Raw genomic sequence first — 15674 nt, forward strand, 5'->3', positions numbered from 1 at the left:
TCGCCGGCTGGTGAGAGGGATGCCTCCCGCGTCCCTCTCACCGGCCCTCCGACCAGCTCCTTTGCCACCGATCCAAAAAGGGGAAGAGAGTAGACGTGCTCGACGTCAACTTCTTCGATGAGCTCCGCATCGGACTCGCGACGGCGGACGACATCCGCCAGTGGTCCTTCGGCGAGGTCAAGAAGCCCGAGACCATCAACTACCGCACGCTCAAGCCTGAGAAGGACGGCTTGTTCTGCGAGAAGATCTTCGGTCCCACCCGGGACTGGGAGTGCTACTGCGGCAAGTACAAGCGCGTTCGCTTCAAGGGCATCATCTGTGAGCGCTGCGGCGTCGAGGTGACCCGCGCGAAGGTGCGTCGTGAGCGCATGGGCCACATCGAACTCGCCGCTCCGGTCACGCACATCTGGTACTTCAAGGGCGTCCCCAGCCGGTTGGGCTACTTGCTCGACCTGGCCCCCAAGGACCTCGAGAAGATCATCTATTTCGCCGCCTACGTCATCGTGGGCGTGAACGCGGAGCTGCGCCACAACGACCTGCCGACGCTCGAGAGCGAGATGCAGGTCGAGCGCAAGCGCGTCGAGAACCGTCGCGACGCCGACGTGGAGGCCCGCGCCCAGAAGCTCGAGGCCGACCTGGCCGAGCTCGAGGCCGAGGGCGCCAAGTCCGACGTGCGCCGCAAGGTCAAGGAGGGTGGCGAACGTGAGATGCGCCAGCTCCGCGACCGCGCCCAGCGCGAGCTGGACCGCCTCGACGAGATCTGGTCCACGTTCACCAAGCTGGACAAGGCCCAGCTGATCGCGGACGAGCTGCTCTACCGCGAGCTGTACGACCGCTACGGCGACTACTTCACCGGTGCCATGGGCGCGGAGGCCATCCAGAAGCTCCTGGGTGACTACGACGTCGACGCCGAGTCCGAGATCCTGCGCGAGACGATCCGCAGCGGCAAAGGCCAGAAGAAGCTGCGTGCGCTCAAGCGCCTCAAGGTCGTGGCGGCTTTCGCGGCGACCCGCAACAACCCGCAGGGCATGGTGCTGGACTGCGTCCCGGTCATCCCGCCGGACCTGCGCCCGATGGTGCAGCTCGACGGTGGCCGTTTCGCGACGTCCGACCTGAACGACCTGTACCGCCGCGTGATCAACCGCAACAACCGCCTCAAGCGACTGATCGACCTCGGCGCGCCCGAGATCATCGTCAACAACGAGAAGCGGATGCTGCAGGAGGCCGTCGACGCGCTGTTCGACAACGGTCGCCGCGGTCGCCCGGTGACGGGTCCGGGCAACCGGCCGCTCAAGTCGCTGTCCGACCTGCTCAAGGGCAAGCAGGGCCGGTTCCGCCAGAACCTGCTCGGCAAGCGCGTCGACTACTCCGGCCGTTCGGTCATCGTGGTCGGCCCGCAGCTCAAGCTGCACCAGTGCGGTCTGCCCAAGCAGATGGCCCTGGAGCTCTTCAAGCCGTTCGTGATGAAGCGGCTCGTCGACCTCAACCACGCCCAGAACATCAAGTCCGCCAAGCGGATGGTCGAGCGTGCGCGCCCGGCCGTGTGGGACGTGCTGGAAGAGGTCATCACCGAGCACCCGGTGCTGCTCAACCGCGCACCCACGCTGCACCGCCTCGGCATCCAGGCCTTCGAGCCCCAGCTGGTCGAGGGCAAGGCCATCCAGCTGCACCCGCTGGTCTGTGAAGCGTTCAACGCCGACTTCGACGGTGACCAGATGGCAGTCCACCTGCCGCTGTCCGCCGAGGCGCAGGCCGAGGCCCGCGTCCTGATGCTGTCGTCGAACAACATCCTGTCCCCGGCGTCCGGCAAGCCGCTGGCCATGCCGCGTCTGGACATGGTGACGGGCCTGTACCACCTGACCCGTCACAAGCCCGGCGACATCGGCGAGGGCCACTCGTACTCGTCGCCCGCCGAGGCACTGATGGCGTTCGACCGCAAGGTCCTGGGCCTGCAGTCGATGGTGAAGATCCGCGTCTCCGACAAGAACCCGCCCAAGGGCCAGGAGCCCGAGGGCTGGGAGCCCGGTCAGCCGTGGCTCGCGGAGACCACGCTGGGTCGCGTGCTGTTCAACGAGATCCTGCCGCAGGACTACGCCTTCATCAACGAGGTCATGCCCAAGAAGCGGCAGGCCGTGATCATCAACGACCTGGCCGAGCGGTACCCGATGGTCACCGTCGCCCGGACGCTGGACAAGCTGAAGGACGCCGGTTTCCACTGGGCCACCCGCTCCGGTGTCACGGTCGCGATCTCGGACGTCCTCGTCCCCGCCGCGAAGCAGGACATCCTCGAGGAGCACGAGCGCCTCGCGGACGCGGTGGAGAAGCGCTACCAGCGCGGTCAGCTCTCGCACGACGAGCGCAACTCCGAGCTGGTCAAGGTGTGGACCAAGGCCACCGAGCAGGTCCACGAGATCATGGAAGACAACTTCCCCGAGGACAACTCGATCCGCGTCATCGTGCAGTCCGGTGCTGCCGGCAACATGACGCAGGTCCGTTCACTCGCGGGTATGCGTGGTCTCGTCACCAACCCGAAGGGTGAGTACATCCCGCGCCCGATCAAGAACTCGTTCCGCGAGGGCTTGTCGGTGCTCGAGTACTTCATCGCGACGCACGGTGCCCGCAAGGGTCTGGCCGACACGGCGCTTCGTACCGCCGACTCGGGTTACCTGACCCGTCGTCTGGTGGACGTCTCGCAGGACGTCATCATCCGCGAGGTCGACTGCGGTACCACCCGTGGTGTGCAGATGGTCGTCGGCGAGCAGCTGGGCGACAAGGTCGGCATGCACGAGTTCGCGCAGACCTCGGTCTACGCCCGCACGGTGGCGGACGACATCACCGACGCGCAGGGCAACCTGGTCCTGAACCGCGGCGACGACCTCGGCGACCCGGCACTCGTGTCGCTGGTCGAGGCCGGCATCGTCCGCGTGAAGGTGCGCTCGGTGCTGACCTGCGAGTCCCCGGTCGGTGTGTGCGCGTCCTGCTACGGCCGCTCGATGGCCACCGGCCAGCTGGTCGACGTCGGCGAGGCCGTCGGCATCGTCGCCGCCCAGTCGATCGGTGAGCCCGGCACGCAGCTGACGATGCGCACGTTCCACCAGGGTGGTGTGGCCGGTGACGACATCACGACCGGTCTGCCCCGTGTCCAGGAGCTCTTCGAGGCCCGCGTCCCGAAGGGCAAGGCGCCGATCGCCGACGTGGACGGTCGCGTCCGCATCGAGGACGGCGACCGCTTCTGGAAGATCACGCTGATCCCGGACGACGGTTCCGAGGAGATCGTGTTCGAGAAGCTGTCCAAGCGTCAGCGTCTCGCCAACACGGCCACCGGCCCGCTGCAGGACGGCGACCACGTGTCCGTCGGCCAGCAGCTGCTGGAAGGTACTCCCGACCCGCACGAGGTCCTGCGTGTCATGGGCCCGCGCGAGGCGCAGCTGCACCTCGTCCAGGAAGTGCAGAAGGTCTACCGCGCCCAGGGTGTGGCGATCCACGACAAGCACATCGAGGTCATCGTCCGGCAGATGCTCCGCCGGGTCACGATCATCGACTCGGGTGCCACGGAGTTCCTGCCGGGCTCGCTGGTCGAGCGCGCGGACTTCGAGTCGGGCAACCGCGCCGTCGTCGCCGAGGGTGGCGAGCCGGCTGCCGGTCGTCCGGTGCTGATGGGTATCACGAAGGCCTCGCTGGCGACCGACTCGTGGCTGTCCGCGGCGTCGTTCCAGGAGACCACGCGTGTGCTGACCGACGCCGCCATCAACGGGCGCTCGGACAAGCTCATCGGCCTCAAGGAGAACGTGATCATCGGTAAGTTGATCCCGGCTGGTACGGGCATCAACCGCTACCGCAACATCCAGGTCCAGCCGACCGAGGAGGCGCGTGCCGCTGCGTACGCGATCCCCTCGTACGACGACGGGTACTACACCCCCGACGTCTTCGGCACGGGCACTGGTGCCGCGGTGCCGCTGGACGACTACGACTTCGGTCGCGACTACCGCTAGTCGGTTGTCTTCGAACGGCCCTCGGAGCCTCGCGCTCCGGGGGCCGTTCGGCGTTTTCAGCGGTAGGCGAGCTTGCGCAACAGGGTCTCCGCCGGTCCACGCTTGTTGTTGCGGCGCAGGACCTCCGCGGACACGACAGTCGCAAGCCAGGTGAGCAAGGCGACCCCGGACGCCGCAGCGGTGCCGAGCCGGTCGCCGAGTCCTCCCGCGTAGGGCACGAACACGGCCACGAACACCACGGACTGCAGCAGGTAGCAGGTCATCGACCGCTGCCCGCAGGCGGCGAGGGCCGTGATCACCGGGCCCGGCGTGAGGTGAACGGCGAGAAGCCCCATGAGGGCCGCGTAGCCGAGGCCGCCGGCGACTCCGCTGAGGCCGTGCAGCACGTGGAGAGCGACCTCCGGCGAGCCGTTCCAGAGCCCGGTGTCGACCAGTGCCAACGGGATCCCGCCCACAACGGCTGTGCCGACGCCGATGAACGCGATGGCGCGCAGGGCTTTCTGGTGCTCGTGCGGCTCGATCAGCATCTTCCGCTTGGCAGCCCACACGCCGAGCAGGAACGGCACGGCCAGGTCGATGATCAAGAACGGCGTGAGCACGCCCCACAACGTGATCCGGTCGATCATCGCGGTCACCGGATCCGTCGCCGAGGCCATTCCCGACGCGCCCCCGAACTCCGCGATCCGCAGGCCCGCCAGCGTGGCCGCCGCGCCGTGCACCGCCAGCCACAGCGCGGCGAACACCAGCAACGACCGGTCCTTCCAGCGCACAGCGCCGGCGAGGACCAGTCCGAGCAGTCCGTACGCGGCAAGGATGTCGCCGAAGAACAGCAGCAGTGCGTGAGCGCATCCGAACGCCAGCAACCACGCTGATCGCCGCCGCAGCACCCGCCGTGCGTCATTGCCCTGTCGCGCAGCGATCTGCACGAATCCGTAGCCGAACAACGCGGCGAACATCGGCATGGCCCGCCCGTCGACCAGCGTGATCTGAACCCCCGTGACCACCAGGTCGAGCGGGCTGCCGTCGAGCGCGTACGACCTGAAGCCCGTCGCCTGCGGTGACAGGTACATGTGGGCATGCGCCAGGGCGATGAGCAGCAGCATCACGCCGCGTGCGAGATCCGGCGCAAGTGCGCGCTGGGTGATAAGATACGGCACCGTAGCTCTAATGGGAAGGTGGGGTCGTGGCGACCGAGCGTCGGCGAGGCGAGGTGTTGATCCGCGCCATCCACGAGGCCGTGGTGGCCGAGGTGGTGGAAGCAGGCCTCGGGCAGCTGACGATGGAAGGCATCGCGCGCCGTGCGGCGACCGCGAAGACCGTCCTGTACCGGCGCTGGTCGACGCCGTTCGAGCTGCTCATCGACGCCCTGGGTGAGGCCTACCCGGTGGAGGTGCCGACGCCGGCGGCGGACGACCTGAGGGCGGACCTCATCACGGCGCTGACGTTGCTCACGAAGTGGATGGCCACTCCGGCGGCCACTGCGGTGCTGGCGATCACGTCCGAACGCGAGCGTTACCCGGAGTTGGCGGAAACGTTGTGGGACAAGGTGTTCGACCCTCGTGGCGGCACCTTCACCACGACCGTGCTGCGCTGGTACGCCTCCCGCGGCCGACTCGACCCGGCACGCCTGACGCCGATCACCACCCAGATCGGCGAGGCCCTCGTCTTCAAGCTGGCCATCGACAACGCCCGCATCCCGTCGGCCGACGAGCTCGCCGCGATCGTGGACGAGGCGTTGCTGCCCGCGCTGGGGTTCTAGCGGTTGGCGATGCCGTCCAGCCGAAGCGTCGTCGACTCGTCCCGGTGGGTGCCCTGGGTGCCGACGTGCTTCGCGCTGATCTGCGGGCCGTTCTTGAGGACGTGGTAGAGCGCCATGCCGTGGCCGCGGCCCAGGTCGTAGTCGCTCTTGAGCCACTCCAGGAACACGCCCGCCTTGGTCGTGCCGTCGTAGCCCCGGCTCGTCGCCTCCGCCAGCAGGTCGGCCGGCGTCTTGCCGGTCTTCTTCTCCGCACCGTCGAGGTAGGCCTGGAAGGACATCGGGAGCTCCGTTCGTCGTGGTGACCGAAGCCTAGGACAACTATCCTGTTCTTGACAAGAAAATTTGTCGGTGACGTCCGCTGAAGGTGTCCGGGAGGTTCTAGCGGCGGCGGGCGCGGGCCAGGGCTCGGGCGCGGATCACGAGGTCGTCCACCAGGTGCTCGTCCACGAGCGGTGGGATGCCCGGCTCGTCGGTGCAGCAACGCGGCTTGGTGCGCTTCTCCGACATGCGGGGGCGGACGCCGGCCATCTCGTACAGGGCCTCGTAGAGGTCGAGGCCCGGGTCGTCGTCGTGCGGGCCCACGAGGAGCACCCACACGACGTCGGGCGAGGGGAACGCGACGACCACCCGGTCGGCGCCTCGCAGGTGCTTCACGCACAGGCGGGGCAACGGCTCGGGTCCGGTGACCCGGTAGCCGAGGGCGGCGCAGCCCGAGTGGGCGAGTTCGTCCAGGAAGCGTTCGTAGGCCACGCGGGCTCTGCCGCGCAGGCCGTTGGCCTGGGCGTGGGCGGTGGGGGTCTCGACTACCTCGATCAAACCGAGCGGACCACGCGTCCCCTGCCGCTGCGCATCTCGTCCAGGGAGTTGGCGAGGTCTTGGCGGTCCAGCAGTGACTGGTCGCTCAGGCGGCGGTGGACTTCGTCGATCAGGCCGCGGGTCTTGCCGGCGCGGCGGAGGTCGGAGACGAGGTGGAGCACCTCGTGCAGGCGCACGGTGTCGAGCAGCATGCGCGGTTCCTGGCTGTGGATGGCGAGCACGCCTTCACGGGCCCAGGCCTTCACCGTCTTCTCGGTGAGGTCGAGCAGTTCGCCTGCCACCACGGGACGGACCGGCGGGGCCTGGCGGAGGGTCTTGGCCACCACGCCGTCGAGGCGGGCACGGCGTTCGTCGTCTTCCGACAGGGATGACGCGACGGCTTCCAGCTCTTCGATCGTGTCGAAGAGGTCGCGGATGTGGGCGGCCTCGGTCGCGACAGACATGGCTACTCCTCCCGTTGACTACCGATTATCCACTACTTTTTCGGTAGTCGTCAACGGCCCCGGAGCAGGGATCCGGGGCCGTCGCGCACTCAGGAGGAGAAGAAGAGACCACCGAGGCCGCGGTGCTTGCGGTGGCCGTAGCCGTAACCGGCGTGGCCGCCACCGTGGTGGTGGTGGATCTGCTGCGGCTGCGCGCCCCAGGCGGGCTGGGCCGGCTGCGGGTAGGCGGCGGGCGGCGCGACGGGCGGCGGCGGGGCCTGCATCTGGGACTCGAGACGCGTGATCGACTCGAGCTCGCCGTAGTCGAGGAAGACCCCGCGGCAGCCGTCGCACTGCTCGATGTGAACGCCCATGCGGTCGAACGTGCGCATGTTCGCATGACACTTGGGACACTGCATCGTGGTGAGCCTCCTGCGGTGGGACCGGACAAAACGATATTAGCCGCGGTCACTGCTCTCGTGCGTCGCGACGATCCGACGACAGGCTTCAACCAGCGGTTCCACTGCCTGCAACCCGGACATGAGTGCCCGAGCCGCCATCTGCACAACGTACGCCTGAGCCGGGATGTTGAGCGCTTCCCACTCGGATGTCGGCAGCGCCACACCACCCGTTTCACGGTAGGCGTTGAGGAACCGCGCCCACAGGTCGTCGGGCAGCACCCCGGCAGCGAACAAAGCCGCAGGTCGCGCCAGGTCCCACACCGGATCTCCGACCCCGAGGTCGTCCACGTCGATGAGCCGCCAGGAACCCGTGTGCACCAACTGCCCGAGGTGCCAATCGCCGTGGATCAACGCACGGCCGTTCAGGTCCAACGGCGGCAACACCTCGTACGCACGCAGCACCACGTCGGCGTGCGGCAAATCCGGTGGCAACGCCCGAATAGCGCGCACGATCCGTTCCGGCGTACCGGCCACTGGCCCCTGCACGGGCAACACGTGCAGCTTCGCCAGCAGCGCCGCGCTCTCCTCCCACGGCGCCCTGTCAGGGTCCTCCTGACTCACCGGCGTCCCGTACGGCCACACCGTCACCGGCCGGTCGTCCACGAACCGCAACGGCCCCAACGGCGGCACGAACAGCTCGGGGTGCGCGGCCGCGATCTCCAGCCGCTGCCCGAGCGCCTCGACGTCGGTGTCCGCCGGCAACGCCTTGGCCACCACGTCGCCGACGCGCACGACCACGACGTCACCACGGTCGCCGCCCAGCACCTCCGGGTCGGCGGAAGAGCCGGTCAGCGAGGCCATCGCCGCGATCAGGTCGTCCACGCGCACAGTGAATCACTGGGGCGTGGGCGGCTGGCGCAGCGCGTCCGTGTAGCTGTACATGAAGCCGATCAGGTAGGTCGCCGCGTCGCCAGGGGAGTCGAACTCCGCGTAGAAGCGCCGTTCGCCGTCGTACAGCCAGAACACGACGTACGTGTCCTCCTCGCGCACGAGGCACAGGGCGTTCTCGACGGTCGTGCCCACCGAGTAGGCGCGCTGGTCCAGGCCCAAGAACTCGGCGATGCCGTGCACGGCTTGAGCGGCGGTGTCGAACTCGCTCGCGAGCGCCGGTTCGAGCTCCGGCGCGTCCGTCGCCACCGCCAGCGCTCGTGCCCGCACGGGCGACGACAACCGTCGCGGCAGCTGGTACCCACGCTCACGGACGTGCGCGAGGAACGCCTGGTCCGGGGCGACGTCGTACTTGTCCAGGTAGTACGCCACCGAACTCGCCCAGACCCAGCGGCCGTCGGTGTGGAAGGCCATCGGCGCTTCCCGCGCACCCTCCGGGTCCATCCAGTCGCGGACGAGGCCCCGCGATGCCAGCACCACGGTGGCGTTGGTCAGGTAGTCGAGCAGGGCCTTCTTCTCGCCGGGAATGACCGGCGAACGGAACAGCACGGGCTTCTCGTCCTCACCCATCCCGTCGAACACGCGCACGAGGTGGGTCTCCCGGTTGCCCTTGGCCGGCGACTCGGCGAACACCGACTTCGGCGGCCCGGTGAGGGTGAGCGTGCTCAACGCCGCGGCCATCCACTGCGGGGTGGCCTGGGGCAAACGGGGGAAGTGCAGGAACTCGGTGCGCAGCAACTGGTCCGCGAGGTCCATCGGGCCGCGGTCGAAGTACACGGCCCAGCGCGGCTCGTCCCGCGTGCTGAACTTCAGCAACGGCAGCTCGCCCCGGCTGACCTCGTAGTACGCGGTCGTCCAGGCACCGTGGGGGTAGGCGTAGTTCGCCGCCCGCAGCCGGTGGAACCACTGCCCGGCCATGACCGGCGCGAACCAATGGTGCTCCTGACCGCTCGCGTCGCGGAAGGACGCGGTCAGCTCCTGCCACGGTCCCAGCGCGTGGCACTGCACGACGATGGTCTGCCAGCCCTCGGGGCAGTGCCGCGTGAGCAACCCGGTGATCTCGTCCACCAGGGAGTCCACCGGTGCGGGCTTCTGGTCGGAGTCGCTGATCACCAGGTAGGGCGGTGACGCGTCCGCCACGTCGAGGGTCGGGGTGATGTTGAAGCGCATCTGCGCCAGCCGTTCGAACTCACCACGAGGCCTGGTGGTGAACTCCTTCGGCTTGCCGCCGGTGTTGAGGAGCGCCACCTCGATCCCGTCGTCACCGGCCCTGCGCACCTCGTACCTGGTGCCGTCGGCGTCGTACGCCAGCGCGAAGTAGGTGAAGCTCGATTCCACGAGGCTGCGTGCCAGCGGTTCCGGGGTGCCGGAACCGTCGTCGAACACGACCTCCAGCGCGATCCGGTGGTCGACCCACTTGTTGGTCGAGGGGAACAGCTTGTTGTTCCACACCACGAAGTCACGGACGCCCAGCTCGGTTTCGGGCTCGGTCTTCGCGCGGAGGTCGGTGGCCGGGATCGTCACCGACGCCACCGCCTCGACGCCGGGGTTGAGTCGGAGCAGCACGCCTTCGAGGACGCCCAGGTCGCTGCCGCGCGCACGCTGCCAGCGCGACCAGTTGCCGGGCAGCCGCGCCTCGGAGGTGAAGAGGTGCAGGACCTGGTCGTCGCCGTCCCTGGCGACGGCGAACTGCCCGGGACGGTCCTCGTGGTCGACGGCGAAGACCTCGGCCTCCCGCAACGCGAGCGCCACGTCGGCGTCGGGACCGTAGCCGGTCGCGGCCAGTTCGATCGCCCGCTCCAGCGCGTTCTCCGGCGGGGAGAGCTTCAGCGCGCGGGGGCTCGGCCGGTACTGGGCGTTCGGGGTGAACTCGCCGATCTCGCCGCGGTCGTCCACCGCGAAGGCGCCCCTGATCGCGAACGGCGGCACCGCGCCGTCCGGGTCGAACATCGGGTCGACCGAGTACAGCCACGCGCCGGGGCTCTGCTTGGCCGTCGCCCGCATGGCGTCCGTGATCTCGGGCGTGCCGAGCGCGTTGTCAGGCTGCGTCATGACGTGGTCCCCAGTACATCAGTGGTGTGCGGCTCGTAGTGCGGGTTGGTGAAGGTCTGCCTCGTCGGAACCCACTCCTGGCCGTCCCACTTCACCTCGACGGCTTCCTTGACGAAACGCCGGTCGATGCCGCCCAGGAAACCGATCTCGGCCTCCTGGTCGACGGACTTCAACAGGCCCGTGTTGCCTTCGCGCTCCAGCGTGGCGAGCACGTCGAGCCCGCCCGGCGCGTCGATCACGTAGTTGTACGCGACGTCCCCGATCTGGGGCGCGTTCTTGCCGCCGAACTGCTTGCCCGTGTACCAGGCGGAGTCGCGGGTCGTCGACACCATGCGGCCGGAGTTGGACGTGACCTGCTCGTGCGTGTTGCCGCCCTGCTTGTGCTCCGCGACATGGAAGCCCTCGCCGAAGACGGTCGTGGGATGCCTGTTGTCGAACCGGTAGACGTGCTCGTTGCTGATCCGCCAGGCAGCCTTGTCGCTGATGTCCTCGAAGTGCAGCGCCGCGCCTTCCGGAGCGGCCTGCACACCGTGGGCACGTGCGTCCGCGGTGTGCGCGTCGTCGTAGTCGACGGCGCCGTTGGCGACCGCTTCCACGCGCATGTCGTGGCCCTTCTGGGCCCATTCGCCGCGGATGTCCGGCGGAGGCAGGAAGCCTGCCAAGCGCGATTGGATGCCGAGCGGGTCTTCGTCCGCTGTGAGCTCCGACGGCGGGAGTTCTGGCTTCGGCGCCGGCTCGCTGACCGGCTGGACATCGTGGACGGGCTCGGCGGCGGGCACCGAGTCCTCGGTGTGGGCGGACTGCTGTTCCGGGACCGGGGTGTGCTCCGGCTCGGGCGTCGCGTCCGGGCGCCGTTCGGGTGCCTGCTCGACAGGAGGCACGACATCGGCGCGTGTGCTCGGGACCGGGCTGTCGTCTCCCGGACGGTGCCACTGCACCTCGGACACGTCCGCCGGCCGCGCGGGACGCCAGCCGTCGCCCGGTGCGGGAGGTTGCCAGTTCGGCCGCTGCTGACCGGGGTTGGGCGGCAGCGGGCGGGCCTCCTGCTGAGGCGGCGGGAGCGGCGGTCGCTGCTGGTTCGGAGGCGGCTGGGGGAAGCGCTGCGGACCCGGACCCTGCTGCTGCGGAGGACGCTGCGGAGCCATGCCCTGCTGCACGGGGCGTTGCGGAGCCATGCCCTGCTGCGGCGGCCGCGGGGGAACCTGTTGCTGTGGCCGCTGCGGGAACTGGCTCTGCTGGGGAGCGCGCTGAGGTATCTGGCCCTGCTGGGGGAACCGCTGCTGCGGCGGACCGGCCGGGTGGCGTCCGTGACCCTGCGGTGGCGGGGGAGGCATGGGCGGTCGCTGGCCGCGGTGGGGCTGCGGACCCCAGTTCGGCGGTGGCGGTGGTGGCTGCCTGACCTGGTGCGGCGGCGCGACATGGCTCGCGGGCACGAGCCTCGCGTTGCCGAACCCGTCCTGGACCCACACCATCGGCTCACCGCGGCGGTGCGCGCGCACGCCCTGCTCAGGGACGTCGTCGCCCCAGGTCGGCGTGGTGCCCGGCGCGGTGGACCTCTCGTGCTTCGAGCTGGTGCCGTCCGGTTTGAACGTGGCCCAGTCGCCGTTGGGCGGCCAGCCGGGCGAGTCGCCGCCGCGCTTGTGGTCGTAGTGGGTGGAGCTGGCGAACACGTTGCCCATGTCGTCGACCCACGCGTCCTTGGTGGGGGCCATGACCTCCACGCCGAGCTCCTGGCTCAGCTTCGCGGCGAACCCGTCGGCCTTGGTGCCCGTCTGGCACGACAGCAACCGGATCGGCTGCTTGCCGTCCCAGTCGCCGCTCGACCTGATGATGTCGGCGACGTCCTTGGGCGTCAGCTTGGTGTCGCCGACGCGCACGTCGTCCGCGGACCCGTGGACGTCGACGGTGTAGCGGTGCGGGTCGGGCGCGACCGTTGTCGCGGAGTAGACCGAGCTGTCGCTGCGGTTCCAGCCCGCGCCGGCGTTGTCGTGCAGCGACAGACCGGCCCTGGTGTGCGCGGTGTGGTTCTGCAGGTGCTTCAGGTTCTCCGGCAGGGTGACCGGCCGCTTCTGCCGCGCCAGTTCCTCCAGCGGGGTCCGCGCCTGCCGTTCGTGCGGTGGGGAGGCATCGGCGGGTCGTTGCTGGGGCGGACGCTGGTCCGGCGCCGGGACGTGCGCTGGTGCCGGGTGCTGCGAACCGTGCACCGGCGCGTGGTGCGGTTGAGGCGGTGGCGCCTGCACGTGCCGAGGGACTGGCTGGTGCGGCACCGGCTGAGGTGCCGGTGCGCGCTGGGGTCGCTGCGGCGGCGCGGTCTGCGGATGCGGTCCGGCTTGCTGCGGGCGGAAGCCCTGGTTGTGCGGACCCTGGTGCCGCTGTGGCGCGAAGTTCTGCTGCCCCGGCTGCGGGGGTGGAGGTGGGGGCGGTGCCTCGTTGTGACGGTTCGGAGGCGCGGTGAACGGGGTCGGTGCGAGCGGCGCCGACGCCGCCTGGTGGACGGCGTCACCTGCGGCAGGCCTGTGCTGACCAGGTCCCGGCAGACCGGGACCACCGGGGAGGTGGCTCGGGCCGACCGGTGCCGGGCCGTTGTTCGTGCCGCTGAAGGGCGGGCTGGCGGGCGTGTGGCTGCTCGGGGCGTGGTTGCCGGACAGGGGGCCGCCCGGGTGGGGCGACTGACCTGGTGACGACGGGGATGGGCCACCCGGCTGGGGTGCAGGGGAGTGGTTGCCTGCTGACGGGGCTGTGTGGCTCGAAGGCGGCGACGATCCGGCCGGCGCGTGGTGGCCGGTGGCCGGCGAGGGCGCACCGGCAGAGTTGGGGCCACCGCTGTTCGTCGGGGACGGGCCGTGGTTGGGCTGCGGTGCGTTGCCGCCGGGACTGCTGCTCGTCGGGGACGGGCCGTGGCTGGGGGCCGGACTGCCTGCGTGTGGTGGGTTGCCGCTGCTCGTCGGGGACGGGCCGTGGTTGGGCTGCGGTGCGTTGCCGCCGGCAGGACTGCTGCTCGTCGGGGACGGAGCGTGGCTGGGCGCTGGACCACCCGAGTGAGATGCGCTGCTGCTCGGCGAGAAGCCTCCGCCGCTCGACGGGCTGCTGCTCGGCGAGAAGCCGCCACCCGACAGCGACCCGCCGCCCATCGGTGGCGCCGACGGCATGGAAGCGCGCGGAGCACTCGCCGCGGCCGGGGCGGTGGCGGGCGCCGACTGGCCGGGGGACTGGCTGACGCCCTGCTGCTGTGGTGCGGGCGGCGGTGCGGACGAGGCCGGGGGCGGGTCCGCGCGGTGGTGCGGCTGTTCCGTCGGCGGGGCCGCGTAGGAGGCCGCCGTGGCGTCGGTCGAGCGGCGGGGTGGGGCTTCGGCGTCCGGAGCGGACTGGGCGGTGGGAGGTGCTGCCGGGGGACCGTCCATGCGCGGGGCGGTGTCCGGGCGGGGCATGTCGCCCGACGTCGGGCGCGGCATATCGCCTGCCGTGGGGACGCCGATGTCGGCGTTCATGCCCTCGATGCCCGACTTCGTGCCCGAGACGGTGCCGCTCACGGCGCCCGAGGTGGCGCCGAACAGGACGTTCTCGGCCTTGATGCCCTCCTCGCTCAGGGCGCCTTCCGCCAGGGCCGAGCCCGCGCCGACGATGGCTTCCTCGGCGGCGTTGCGGCCGATCGAACGGCCGATGGAGTCGCCCACGCCGTCGCCGAGGGCCTTGCCCATGCCGGCGCCGACGCCCGCGCCGACCACGCCGGAGATGAGGCCCGACTTGGCCGCGTCGAGGGTCATCTTCGTGTCGAGGGTGTCGCGGGTGCCCTTGGCCAGCTGGATGCCCTGGACGGCGAGGTCGGTGGCCACCGAGGTGGCGACCTCGATGCCGACCTGGAGGGCCAGTTTGCCGATGAGGTTGCGGCCCACCTGTTGCATCAGCTGCTGGACGAGTTGGCGGAAGACGATCTGCACGCCCGCGCGGGTTGCCAGCTGGGCCGGGACGATGCCCGCGGTCGAGGCGCCGAAGGACGCCACCGCGGACGCGATCATCACCGCGATCTGGATGGCCAGGATGACCAGCGCGATGATGATCGAGAGCTTGGCGTACTCGATCTGCATCGCGCAGTTGCGGCACGCCGTCGACAGCTTGTCGGAGACGTCCTTCATCTTGGGGAGGGTGGCTTCCTCGCCCTTGACGAACTTCTCCCAGTACTTCTTGAACGCCTCGGCCGCTTCACCGTCCATGTTGGACGACGCCTGCTTGACCGCGTTCTCGGCCTCGCGCATGGCGTCGTCGACGTCGGTGGCGGCCTGCTTCCAGACCTCGGCGAGTCGTTGCAGCGCCGTTTCGTCGCCTTCCGGCCAGCTGTCACCCACCACGATCGGGATGAGCCAGCGGACCTCGGCGGGCATCTCGATGCCCATGTGCGCAATCCCCCCAGACTGCTATCCGCTGATGCCGCGGGCGTTGAACTGGTCCTGCTGTTCCATCAGGTTCGCGGACTCTTCGAGGTTCTTCCCGATGTCCTGCAACGTCTTCGCGACCTCCGCCATCACCTTGCGGACGCCGTCGGACGCGGGCACGTAGTCGGTGCCGAACTTCTGGCCCGCCTCGTCGTCGCCCCAGCACCGGCCCTCGGCGTCGAGGCCGCGGGCGAGCGCGGCGGCGCCGGTCGCCATGTCCTCGCCGGTGCTCACCATCTTCGCCGCCGCCGAGCGGACCCCGGCGGCCTCCATGTACGTGCGGCCACCGGCGCTCACCAGCGGTCTCCCTTGCCCATGATCGAGTTTCCGCCGAAGTCCTCGTCCTCGTCGGTGCTGACCGCGCGCTGCACCGGGCGGGTCTCCTTGCGCAGCACCGAGGAACCGAAGTCCTCATCGGACGGAGGGGGCGGCGGCACGGGCTCCTCGCGCTGCTCGACGCGGAAGATGTCCTTGATCGACGGTGCGCCGGGCACGATGTCCGGCAGGTCGACGATGCCCTCTTCCGAGGTCAGCGGGGCCATGTGGGCGTTGACCCGCTCGCGCACGTTCTGCGCGGCGCGCCGGGCCACCTGCGTGATCGTCTGCGCCAGCTGCTCGGGCGTGACCCGCTCGAGCGCGCGTGGCCCGAGTTCGAGCTTGTCCAGCACGCCCGTCGAGTCCACGGTCACCACGACGTTGCCGTCGGGGGAGGACGCCACACCCGACATCGCCGCGATCGCGGCCTGGGCGTCGCGCAACCCGTCGGTGCGGTCCTTGAGCTCCCGCATCAGGTTGTCGAGGGTGCCGCGCAACCCTGCGTTACGAGCTGCTAGCTGATCGTCGTCGAGCACGCC

At 69.9% G+C, this 15674-nt stretch carries 12 protein-coding genes; 2 read left to right on the forward strand and 10 right to left on the reverse strand.

Features of this window, described 5'->3' with window-relative positions:
- Window positions 1-95 precede the first annotated feature (95 nt).
- On the forward strand, window positions 96-3992 hold the full coding sequence (locus IEY88_RS40060; RefSeq protein ID WP_189160145.1) for a DNA-directed RNA polymerase subunit beta': 3897 nt from the start codon (window positions 96-98) through the stop codon (window positions 3990-3992).
- 56 nt (window positions 3993-4048) lie between these two features.
- Here the strand turns inward: IEY88_RS40060 and IEY88_RS40065 are convergent, their stop codons facing one another.
- Window positions 4049-5149: a DUF418 domain-containing protein gene (locus IEY88_RS40065; RefSeq protein ID WP_229694203.1), complete on the reverse strand. Its 1101-nt coding sequence runs from the start codon at window positions 5147-5149 to the stop codon at window positions 4049-4051.
- Window positions 5150-5175: 26 nt separating this feature from the next.
- On the opposite strand from IEY88_RS40065, the gene IEY88_RS40070 reads away from it, so the two are divergent.
- Window positions 5176-5751: a TetR/AcrR family transcriptional regulator C-terminal ligand-binding domain-containing protein gene (locus IEY88_RS40070; protein ID WP_229694204.1), complete on the forward strand. Its 576-nt coding sequence runs from the start codon at window positions 5176-5178 to the stop codon at window positions 5749-5751.
- Here IEY88_RS40070 and IEY88_RS40075 read toward each other — a convergent pair.
- The 9 genes from IEY88_RS40075 to IEY88_RS40115 form a co-directional block, all read right to left on the reverse strand.
- Entirely contained in the window at window positions 5748-6029 is a 282-nt protein-coding gene (locus IEY88_RS40075) for a DUF4287 domain-containing protein (protein WP_189160146.1), read from the reverse strand. The two genes, IEY88_RS40070 and IEY88_RS40075, sit on opposite strands and share 4 nt — an antisense overlap.
- A gap of 100 nt (window positions 6030-6129) precedes the next feature.
- On the reverse strand, window positions 6130-6567 hold the full coding sequence (locus IEY88_RS40080) for a hypothetical protein (RefSeq protein WP_189160147.1): 438 nt from the start codon (window positions 6565-6567) through the stop codon (window positions 6130-6132).
- The gene (locus IEY88_RS40085; RefSeq protein WP_189160148.1) at window positions 6564-7010 is read right to left on the reverse strand and encodes a hypothetical protein; all 447 of its coding nucleotides are present in this window, start codon (window positions 7008-7010) and stop codon (window positions 6564-6566) included. Before IEY88_RS40085 ends, IEY88_RS40080 begins: the two co-directional genes overlap by 4 nt.
- Window positions 7011-7099: 89 nt before the next feature.
- Window positions 7100-7381: a TFIIB-type zinc ribbon-containing protein gene (locus tag IEY88_RS40090; protein ID WP_229694205.1), complete on the reverse strand. Its 282-nt coding sequence runs from the start codon at window positions 7379-7381 to the stop codon at window positions 7100-7102.
- A gap of 66 nt (window positions 7382-7447) precedes the next feature.
- The gene (locus tag IEY88_RS40095; RefSeq protein WP_229694206.1) at window positions 7448-8272 is read right to left on the reverse strand and encodes a phosphotransferase family protein; all 825 of its coding nucleotides are present in this window, start codon (window positions 8270-8272) and stop codon (window positions 7448-7450) included.
- A gap of 12 nt (window positions 8273-8284) precedes the next feature.
- Window positions 8285-10390 (reverse strand): type VII secretion system-associated protein, encoded by a 2106-nt coding sequence (locus IEY88_RS40100; RefSeq protein ID WP_189160150.1) that lies wholly within the window; start codon window positions 10388-10390, stop codon window positions 8285-8287.
- Complete coding sequence (locus IEY88_RS40105; RefSeq protein ID WP_189160151.1) at window positions 10387-14781, reverse strand: WXG100 family type VII secretion target; 4395 nt, start codon at window positions 14779-14781, stop codon at window positions 10387-10389. Before IEY88_RS40105 ends, IEY88_RS40100 begins: the two co-directional genes overlap by 4 nt.
- Window positions 14782-14802: 21 nt before the next feature.
- Complete coding sequence (locus IEY88_RS40110) at window positions 14803-15117, reverse strand: WXG100 family type VII secretion target (protein ID WP_189160152.1); 315 nt, start codon at window positions 15115-15117, stop codon at window positions 14803-14805.
- A complete protein-coding gene (locus tag IEY88_RS40115) occupies window positions 15114-15671 on the reverse strand; it encodes a YbaB/EbfC family nucleoid-associated protein (RefSeq protein WP_189160153.1) in 558 nt (185 codons plus the stop codon). The genes IEY88_RS40110 and IEY88_RS40115 overlap by 4 nt, the downstream gene beginning before the upstream one ends.
- Window positions 15672-15674 lie beyond the last annotated feature (3 nt).

It is taken from the genome of Lentzea pudingi (assembly GCF_014646255.1).
Classification (GTDB): domain Bacteria; phylum Actinomycetota; class Actinomycetes; order Mycobacteriales; family Pseudonocardiaceae; genus Lentzea; species Lentzea pudingi.